General features: G+C 42.8%; 10 protein-coding genes. 5 read left to right on the top strand and 5 right to left on the bottom strand.

Annotated features, from left to right (window positions below; translation table 11 throughout):
• On the bottom strand, positions 1 to 479 hold a 479-nt coding region (locus N7974_RS16725; protein ID WP_449566814.1), incomplete at its 3' end, for a hypothetical protein.
• Positions 472 to 732 carry a COG4705 family protein gene (locus N7974_RS16720; RefSeq protein WP_262966722.1) on the bottom strand — a complete coding sequence of 87 codons (261 nt, stop codon included), beginning with the start codon at positions 730 to 732 and terminating at the stop codon, positions 472 to 474. The genes N7974_RS16720 and N7974_RS16725, both read right to left, overlap by 8 nt.
• Positions 733 to 1,091: 359 nt before the next feature.
• Between N7974_RS16720 and N7974_RS16715 the strand changes: the two genes are divergently transcribed.
• Complete coding sequence (locus N7974_RS16715; protein WP_262966721.1) at positions 1,092 to 1,595, top strand: YkgJ family cysteine cluster protein; 504 nt, start codon at positions 1,092 to 1,094, stop codon at positions 1,593 to 1,595.
• A 201-nt stretch (positions 1,596 to 1,796) separates the two neighbouring features.
• Here N7974_RS16715 and N7974_RS16710 read toward each other — a convergent pair whose 3' ends face one another.
• The 3 genes from N7974_RS16710 to N7974_RS16700 all read right to left on the bottom strand — a co-directional run bounded on the left by N7974_RS16710 (position 1,797) and on the right by N7974_RS16700 (position 4,341).
• Positions 1,797 to 2,627: a PP2C family protein-serine/threonine phosphatase gene (locus tag N7974_RS16710; RefSeq protein ID WP_262966720.1), complete on the bottom strand. Its 831-nt coding sequence runs from the start codon at positions 2,625 to 2,627 to the stop codon at positions 1,797 to 1,799.
• Positions 2,624 to 3,229, bottom strand: coding sequence for a 5'-deoxynucleotidase (yfbR, locus tag N7974_RS16705; RefSeq protein ID WP_262966719.1), 606 nt, complete (start codon positions 3,227 to 3,229; stop codon positions 2,624 to 2,626). The genes N7974_RS16710 and yfbR overlap by 4 nt, the downstream gene beginning before the upstream one ends.
• 83 nt (positions 3,230 to 3,312) lie before the next feature.
• Complete coding sequence (locus N7974_RS16700; protein WP_262966718.1) at positions 3,313 to 4,341, bottom strand: helix-turn-helix transcriptional regulator; 1,029 nt, start codon at positions 4,339 to 4,341, stop codon at positions 3,313 to 3,315.
• Positions 4,342 to 4,562: 221 nt separating this feature from the next.
• Here N7974_RS16700 and N7974_RS16695 point away from each other — a divergent pair, with 221 nt between their 5' ends.
• The 4 genes from N7974_RS16695 (at position 4,563) to N7974_RS16680 (ending at position 7,631) form a co-directional block, all read left to right on the top strand.
• Complete coding sequence (locus N7974_RS16695) at positions 4,563 to 5,489, top strand: metallophosphoesterase (RefSeq protein WP_262966717.1); 927 nt, start codon at positions 4,563 to 4,565, stop codon at positions 5,487 to 5,489.
• Between the two features lie 79 nt (positions 5,490 to 5,568).
• Positions 5,569 to 6,234, top strand: a complete 666-nt coding sequence (locus N7974_RS16690; protein ID WP_262966716.1) for a hypothetical protein — start codon at positions 5,569 to 5,571, stop codon at positions 6,232 to 6,234.
• A 424-nt stretch (positions 6,235 to 6,658) separates the two neighbouring features.
• Complete coding sequence (locus tag N7974_RS16685; protein ID WP_262966715.1) at positions 6,659 to 6,997, top strand: hypothetical protein; 339 nt, start codon at positions 6,659 to 6,661, stop codon at positions 6,995 to 6,997.
• Positions 6,981 to 7,631: a hypothetical protein gene (locus tag N7974_RS16680; RefSeq protein WP_262966714.1), complete on the top strand. Its 651-nt coding sequence runs from the start codon at positions 6,981 to 6,983 to the stop codon at positions 7,629 to 7,631. Before N7974_RS16685 ends, N7974_RS16680 begins: the two co-directional genes overlap by 17 nt.
• Positions 7,632 to 7,721: the final 90 nt, after the last annotated feature.

Genomic DNA, 7,721 nt, shown 5'->3' with positions numbered 1-7,721 from the left:
TTTCGATATCCAGCGCCGAAAATCTTCAGATACCGTGTTTGTGAGTCGCCCAAAAAAATATTTTGAGACGAAATACCCGATCTTTTTTCGCCAGTGAATCTGGAAAGGGTTACAGCGCAAATGGCTCCTAACGGTCGAGTAAGGATAAATGCCGCCCAAAAGAGTATCGTATGGGAAATCTTGGTTCGGAAATAGGCTACAGCAATAACTGCCAACATAGTGCCAAATACCATAGCTCCACCGCCGTAACCCAGACCGGCTGTATCTGCGGTCCAATCACCAAGGGCAGTACCTAAGGTTTGAGAAAACATGATTATTATCCAGTAAAACATCTCAGACTTCGGTGAACTGACGGTATCCACTGCGACAGAACCCATCGCACGATACCAAATGAACAGTGATACAATAAGCAAGGTAAACAGTATAGCCGTTCCGCCCGCGTAACCGATACCCAGCGAACGGTCGGCGAAGTCAGCCAATGTCGTTCCAACCGTTGTTGTGGCAATAATGGTGGTCCAGTAGATAACAGGATGAAACCTCTTCGCGGATATTTGAGCAATGACCGCAACAATGAACAGTGCCGACCAGATAGCCAAGATTCATCGACATGGATACCGCGTCTCCGCCGGTTTCTCCAAGGGTCGTGGCAAGAATTTTTATGATCCAGAAAATTATCGTCACCTCTGGCACCTTACTGAAAACCGCTTGCTGCGCTGTTTTCATTTTTTCCATGCTATGCTCTGTACGGTTACTGGATTACGTTGATAGATATTGAGATCCAATACTGTCATTAACAGGGCGACTGCCTCATCATCAACAGTTTCTGGTTGCATGTTGTTGCTCAACAAATCCTTTACCGAAAATTAATGACCACTTTACATTAGTTCCAGAATTTGCTCTAGGGATTGAGACCAATAACCATAACACGTACGACAATCATGCTGTTAGTCATTGTAAAATTAGTTATTCGGCGACAATTACCGGACAATGAGTATTTAACACTGGGGTTACTTCGTTAATGACAAAACCCCACTTAAGACGCTTTTCTTTTTATGCCACAAACTCAAAACAAAGAAATTTCAGATAACAAGATGAACACTCTCGCTGAAATTCATACCGATATTGATACTCGCGTAAAGACCATCCGAGACGATCATTCCGATTGGCTATGCGGCTTGGGTTGCGACGGTTGTTGCCACCGACTTTCCGAAATACCATTACTCACTGAGCCGGAATGGGATTTACTAAAAGAAGGGCTGTCGGCTCTGCCTTCGGAGCAACTTCGGGAAATTGGTCAGAACATCGCGGCATTGACTGAGCAGACATCGCGTCCTATTGTCTGCCCGATGCTGGATCGGTCGGCAGGAGCCTGTCGGGTTTATGCTCACCGCCCGGTAGCTTGTCGTACCTATGGATTCTACGTCCAACGTGACAAAGGGCTTTACTGCAAGGACATCGAAACACGTGTGGCAGATGGCGATTGGGCTGAGGTAATCTGGGGCAATCAAGATGCTATCGACCACCGGCTTAGCGGTCTGGGTGATACCCGTGAATTGACCGAGTGGTTCATCCGATCAATTTACAAGGAGAGTTGATGCGAAAAAAAATGAATTCCTTGCCCCAAGTTGAACACTTGAAGTAAAAGCTCAATTATCGTCCACGGCGAGACACGCATACAAGTTGCCAATGGTATTACGCCAGACGGTGGATTCTTGTCAGGTGCAAGAGCGCAGGAAGAATGAAAATTTCTTAGCCCTTTTAACGAAGTTTTTTCAGGTTTATAGGATAAATCATCGCTACTCAACTCTCACAGCCAACGCCGTGTAATTATCATTATTTGCTTGTTGATATTGCTTTAGGACATTTTTTAATAATTGCTGCTCTAGTTGCAACAGCCATTTTTCCAATGTGATATCTGTCTGTAGATAAGCGGCCATTTCTTCTTCCGACAGGTATTCCCAAAAACCGTCGCTGCAAAGCAGAAAAACATCACCTGTTTTAAACTTCTCCGCTTTGGCAATATTCATCCGAAAAATGTTGCCGCCCAGCGATTGCAACAAGTTATTGCGCTCCGGATGTGAACGAATCTGTTTGGCATTTATTTGCCCTGTGTTTACCAGTAATTGAGCCATAGTGTGGTCGCTCGTCAGGCATTTACATTGACCGTTACGAAAGCGGTATAGTCGCGAATCACCAATATGCCCCCATATTGCCCTGCGATTATCCATCATTAAAAGCACAGCCGTACTGGCCATATTTTCGCCGCCAGGAATAATTTGTTGCTTATCTAAAATACGCAGGTCTGACTGGTTTATTAAATAACGGATATTGTCCGCTGTAGTTTCGGAGTGAGCCGGATACTCCTCGCTGACTGTTTTGATAACAATTTCGGCTGCCATTTCACCGAAGCGATGACCTCCCAAACCATCAGCAACAACCCAGTAACCAGAACCCTGATTATCTGTTTGCCACGCCAGACGATCTTCATTAGTTTCGCGTCCACCTGTTTCACATAAGGAAGCAGTCACAAAAGTTGGTGCTTTAAAATAAGAGATTAAGTTTGTTAAACAATTTAGCATTGCTGTAGAACTTGCCAGCAAGAGCCTGAGGTTGATTTTGTCAATCATAAGTTAACCTCGTCCGGCTTCATTAATTTATCCAACGTCAAGCCGCAAGCGGGTGCAAATACTTTCATAAAATAACCGACTTCCGGTAAGTTTGATTGTTGGATTTTTTGCAGTAATTCCTCGGCAGCAGTGTTGAATTCCTGATTTCCGGCATTCAATTCCGCCTTACATTTTAGATAAGCGGAGATTTTGTCGGCCATTTTGATCAGTTCTTCTCGCTCAGTTGACACGGCATCATGCGAGAGTAACAGTTGAAAATCAGTACGCAGTTCCTCTGGCAACAGCTTCAACAATTCTTGGGCAGCTTGATGTTCGATCGTTTTATAAGCTTGCTGTATGGCGGCGGAGTGGTATTTGATCGGTGTTGGCAAGTCGCCGGTAATCACTTCAGTCACATCATGATACAGCGCTGCCGTTGCTACTGCATTGGCGTCAATGTTACCGCCGAAGTAACAGTTTTTAATCAAAGCCAAAACATGCGCAATGGTTGCTACTTCCCAACTGTGCTCCATGACATTTTCCGGATAAGCATTACGCATCAGCCCCCAGCGTTTTATCCAACGAAGGCGAGTTAAATAAGCAAAAAAAGTACTGCTGTTCATAGTTGGCTCCGTAATGAAAGAAAAAAACCATCATAACGATCGGTAACGACAAAACGCGTCTTTATGGGTTTAATCAACTCACATTAACTAATCGTAACAATACTATATTTTTCCGCCAGCACTTTAACTGAGCCAGCCATCTTTTGGCGCAATATTGCTGGCTCTATAACTTCCACGCGCGCTCCAAAACTCTGTAACCACCAAAATAATTGCTCGGTTTCCTGAACCGTGGCGGTAATCATGAAATGGCCATCGTCCAATTTTTCAATGAGCTGATCTTCAGACAAACGTGATTCAGACAGATGATTGGAAGTAATCCGGTCAAAAATTGCTTTTAATTTGATGAGCTGATACATGCCGCCACCGGTTAAATCGAAACCCATATGTCCTTCATCGATTAAACGCTGTAAATCAAAATCTGCAGGGCGCACGGCTCGAATATCAAGCTGCTCAGCTAACTGGATGCGATGTAAGGCAAAAATGCGTTGTTCGTCAGTTTCGGCTTTGGTGGCAATCAAATAGGTGCTGCCATTACGTAGCACCAAGCCCAGTGGATTGACCTGATAACTGTTCTCCACGCCATCGGAACGTCGGTATTTTATATATAACTGATGATCGGTCAATAAAGCTTCGCTGACTATGCCTTGTACTTCCGGACTGACTTGAGGCATGAGCAACGGTTGCGTAGGCTGGACTATGGCAATTTTCTTGGGCCATCCGGTCAAAGGATTTTCATCCAGATCATGTAACGTTTTTTGGGCCTCATCGAAAAAAAGCTCTAAATCGTCCAATGTAACCTTTGGGAAAAGCGGCGTCAGAAACTTTTCCAGTAATTTCAAGGATAACGCCTGACTAATGGTTAAGCTGGAAATATTTAGAACGGGAGCATTTTTTTTCCAAAACCAACGGACGGTTTTATCCTTACATTTTTGGCTGCCTATTTTGTCAGGAAAAGCCGCTTCCAGGGTCACCATATGCCGTTGAATCGTGCGTAAAGTGACCTCTATCTTCTGGTTATCAAAGGTTTCCTTGATAGTTTTGGTCGTTATATTTCTTGGATAGCGAGGCAATATTGCAAGTATTTGCAGCAACCGAATCATTTGAGCGCTCATCTGTTAATCTCCAATCACCAAAATTAACAGCATTCTATTAGCGACACTCTCTGTCGTCAAGGAAACAAAAACCCAGCTTCCTTGCCAGCATGGCTTTCCATCTGCAAATGTTGCGCAATAATAGCCTGTATAAGACGACGTAAAATGTCGCCATAGTTCTCTATCATAATGCCATCGGACAGCGACTTACTAAAACAACCCGATTAATAGAAAACATGCCAATGAATGCACCAGACAAAGCATTCATATTGGCACGCCAACGCCCAAATCAACAGTCCACAGGTACTATTATGAGCAACAATGCGCCAATCCGAAAACTCCCCGCAAATCTTCAGGGCAAAGATTATGTAGTAGGCGATTTACACGGCTGTTTTAGTCTGCTGGAACGCTTGCTGGACGCAGTGCATTTTGACAAAAGCCAAGACCGCCTGTTTTCAGTCGGTGACTTGATCGACCGTGGGCCAGATTCCTTGCGTTGCCTCCAATTACTGGAGGAATCCTGGTTCTATGCAGTGCAAGGCAATCACGAAAACATGATGCTGAACTTCTTCCTGCCGTATTTGCTCAACGGCAATCTGGATAGATTAAAAGATGTCGCTGGCACGGGTTTTTTAGACTATGGCGGTGACTGGGTCAAAAGTTACTACCATGCCGGTAAAAAATCGATGCTCCCGGAATTTAACCGCGCACTAACCATGATTCCAAAAATGCCGCTCATGTGGATAGTGGGCGCTGGAGAAAACCGCTTTCATATCATCCACGCCGAACTGGTCAGGCCTGATTATCGAACATCACAACCAGCTGCCTGGGTGGATAGCGATATTGACCGCTGGTTAGCGGAACAAACCATCCCTCCCGACGTTGAAGACAGGCTGCTTTGGAGCCGCACTCTAATGTTGAGCGAGTCCTGCGCACTGGATAAGGCCAAAATTCAACCCGGCCTTTCGCCAACATTTTGCGGACATACCTGTTCAACCCGGCCACGCCAGGTGTTATCCCATGTCTGTGTAGATACCGGCGCTTTTGTGTCCCTGGAATCTGATCCCGAAGCGGATGGAAATTATGGCCTGACCTTGTTCGATGTTCAGGCCTCCCGCTGGGTTTCTGCGTCCTATCGACGGAATGATGTCGCTTGGGGTGAGCATTAGGCACACATACCGGTCCGATAAATAACCGCGCTCACATTCCAACCAGTCAAGTCCAATTTAACAGCCAAAGAGATTGATCATGAACATTGAAGCCTTTATTCCCATTGCCCAAACCGAAGAATGCCGCCGATTTGCGTTTTTAGGATTAGCGTATGAATTAACCAGAGCGGAGCGTATGTTTTTCTATGACACGCCTTGTTATCACGACCCGGAGCGCGGACTCAGCATTGTGATCACTTACGCAGGTGGATACGATTACCTTGAGCTTTGCATCCTGGCCATGGGTCACAAACCGATAGCGGAAGCCGGACCGGTGCGCGTGGTGATGTTTACATCGGCAAACGAGAAAGAAGCCTTCAAAACGGAATTTTCCAAATCCTACGAAAAAATCCTCATTGACTTTGCAACATTGGAAGGAATGCACCCGATCCATTATTTTTTAATGGCCTGTAATCCCCAGCCAATCGAATTGATCAATCAATCGAGCACTCACGCGGTGAGACTATCAATCGACATCAACTCCGAGCTCAGCAAAATCTTGTGGATCGAAGAAATTAAAAAAAATTCAGAATTCATCTGGGAAGATGAAAAACAGTTTTCCGATGACAATAACTGGCAACACATGCAGATCACGTTCCGAGGCAAGAAGGCTAGAGATAGGTATGTAAGAAAGTTGGTCTGCTTGAAGCAAGAATTTCTCATTTTAAAAGATAGTATTGGCTATTTTCCAGATAAAAAGTTATGACATTTAAAGAATTGTTGACAGATCACAATCGCGCAATAAGTCCTTGATGCGTTTTTATCAACAATCGATGAAAACAGAATACTTTGATATCCAAGTGTGGGAAAAGATTATCGGAACGTGATGGATTTCCCCTAAAAGAATGCTTTGATCTCGATTAAAATACAAATCTATTAAGGATATGAAGCTGGTTGATACACCCTATGTAAAATACAAAAATGTTTTATAATGAATTGTAGTTATTCACCACTCCCCCCCTTTGAAAATTGGGGAGTGGTGGGATTTATCTAATAAAATCTCCTCTAATTTCTCTACCACCTCTTTTTCAAAGAGAGGGGCTGAATAGTTACAATGAATTAACTCAAAAATAAATTTAAATGTAGATTACTTATTAATTAAATAAATATAAAAAATAGGATATTATCATATGACAACACTAAAAACTTGGACAGGTAAAAGTCAATTTGAATACGGTGGAAGTGTAGCCGAAGGAACAACAATTATTTTTGGAACAACCCACTCTAAATGCAAAGTAGAGGCTTGGCAATATAAAAATTTACTCATTGAATTTTCAGAAAAAACTATTCCGGTAGGTACTTCAAGAACAACTCGTCCGCCAGAGAGCTTAGGGGAATGGATTTTCCATAATATTGATAAAAGAGCTATAGCATCTTACGTTGCGCCTATTCTTATTGCGGAAGGCTATGCGACCAAATTGAATGATGGTATTAAAATAAAGGGAATTGTTCATGGATCAGAAAGATAAGCTTAAAGAATTAGTGAAAAGTATCCAAAAATCTGTCGAAAATGATGAGGTTACGAGCTATATTATTTCAGGGGCAATCGAAGCTTTAAATAAAATTCACAAAAAGTATGTGTATGATCATGATAAATTCCCTAAATTATTAAATACAGACGAATTTAAGGATGATAGTACGGATAAACCAAGTAATCTGGCTGAAGCTTTACTATGGAAGCTTGGCAAGTGGAAGTCATATAAAAAATTTGCAGAGCAATTTACAAATGATCAATCTAAATCAACTAAAACAGATGTTGTTTTCTTTGCATTTGCTCGGCATCTGAAAGATTCAAGTAACCCTATCTATGACCAGCACGCTATAAGATCGGTATGGGCAATATGCCATCAAGGCTTCAATTCTGAAGAAAAAAACAAGTGTAAAGGATTACTATTTGATGGAAAGGGAAAGTGGAAACAAACTGGTACGGGACAATATTCGGTTGATTGCTACAAAATTTTTCTAACTCATATTGATAGCTTGGCAAATGAAAATCTATCTAAAAGAGAAATTGATTTACTCTTAATGCCATTAGGTCAAGCGCTGAAGGATAATTCAAAAAATTACGATGATTTTTGCTATCTTTGCGGCTGGGACAAGTAAACATGTTTTTGTATAGTTCTTCACACACATGGCTATACGTACTTTCCAGGCATGAGGTAGGCTGAATAGCCATACTAAGCACTGGTGATT

The organism is Methylobacter psychrophilus, from assembly GCF_025583945.1.
GTDB classification, from domain to species: domain Bacteria; phylum Pseudomonadota; class Gammaproteobacteria; order Methylococcales; family Methylomonadaceae; genus Methylobacter_C; species Methylobacter_C psychrophilus.
This window is presented reverse-complemented; position numbering and strand designations above follow the sequence as displayed.

Excerpts from the sequence above, each read along its gene's own strand:
- N7974_RS16720 (WP_262966722.1), bottom strand. The coding sequence starts at position 732 with ATGGAAAAAATGAAAACAGCGCAGCAAGCGGTTTTCAGTAAGGTGCCA.
- N7974_RS16715 (WP_262966721.1), top strand. The coding sequence starts at position 1,092 with ATGAACACTCTCGCTGAAATTCATACCGATATTGATACTCGCGTAAAG.
- N7974_RS16710 (WP_262966720.1), bottom strand. The coding sequence starts at position 2,627 with ATGATTGACAAAATCAACCTCAGGCTCTTGCTGGCAAGTTCTACAGCA.
- yfbR (WP_262966719.1), bottom strand. The coding sequence starts at position 3,229 with ATGAACAGCAGTACTTTTTTTGCTTATTTAACTCGCCTTCGTTGGATA.
- N7974_RS16700 (WP_262966718.1), bottom strand. The coding sequence starts at position 4,341 with ATGAGCGCTCAAATGATTCGGTTGCTGCAAATACTTGCAATATTGCCT.
- N7974_RS16695 (WP_262966717.1), top strand. The coding sequence starts at position 4,563 with ATGAATGCACCAGACAAAGCATTCATATTGGCACGCCAACGCCCAAAT.
- N7974_RS16690 (WP_262966716.1), top strand. The coding sequence starts at position 5,569 with ATGAACATTGAAGCCTTTATTCCCATTGCCCAAACCGAAGAATGCCGC.
- N7974_RS16685 (WP_262966715.1), top strand. The coding sequence starts at position 6,659 with ATGACAACACTAAAAACTTGGACAGGTAAAAGTCAATTTGAATACGGT.
- N7974_RS16680 (WP_262966714.1), top strand. The coding sequence starts at position 6,981 with ATGGATCAGAAAGATAAGCTTAAAGAATTAGTGAAAAGTATCCAAAAA.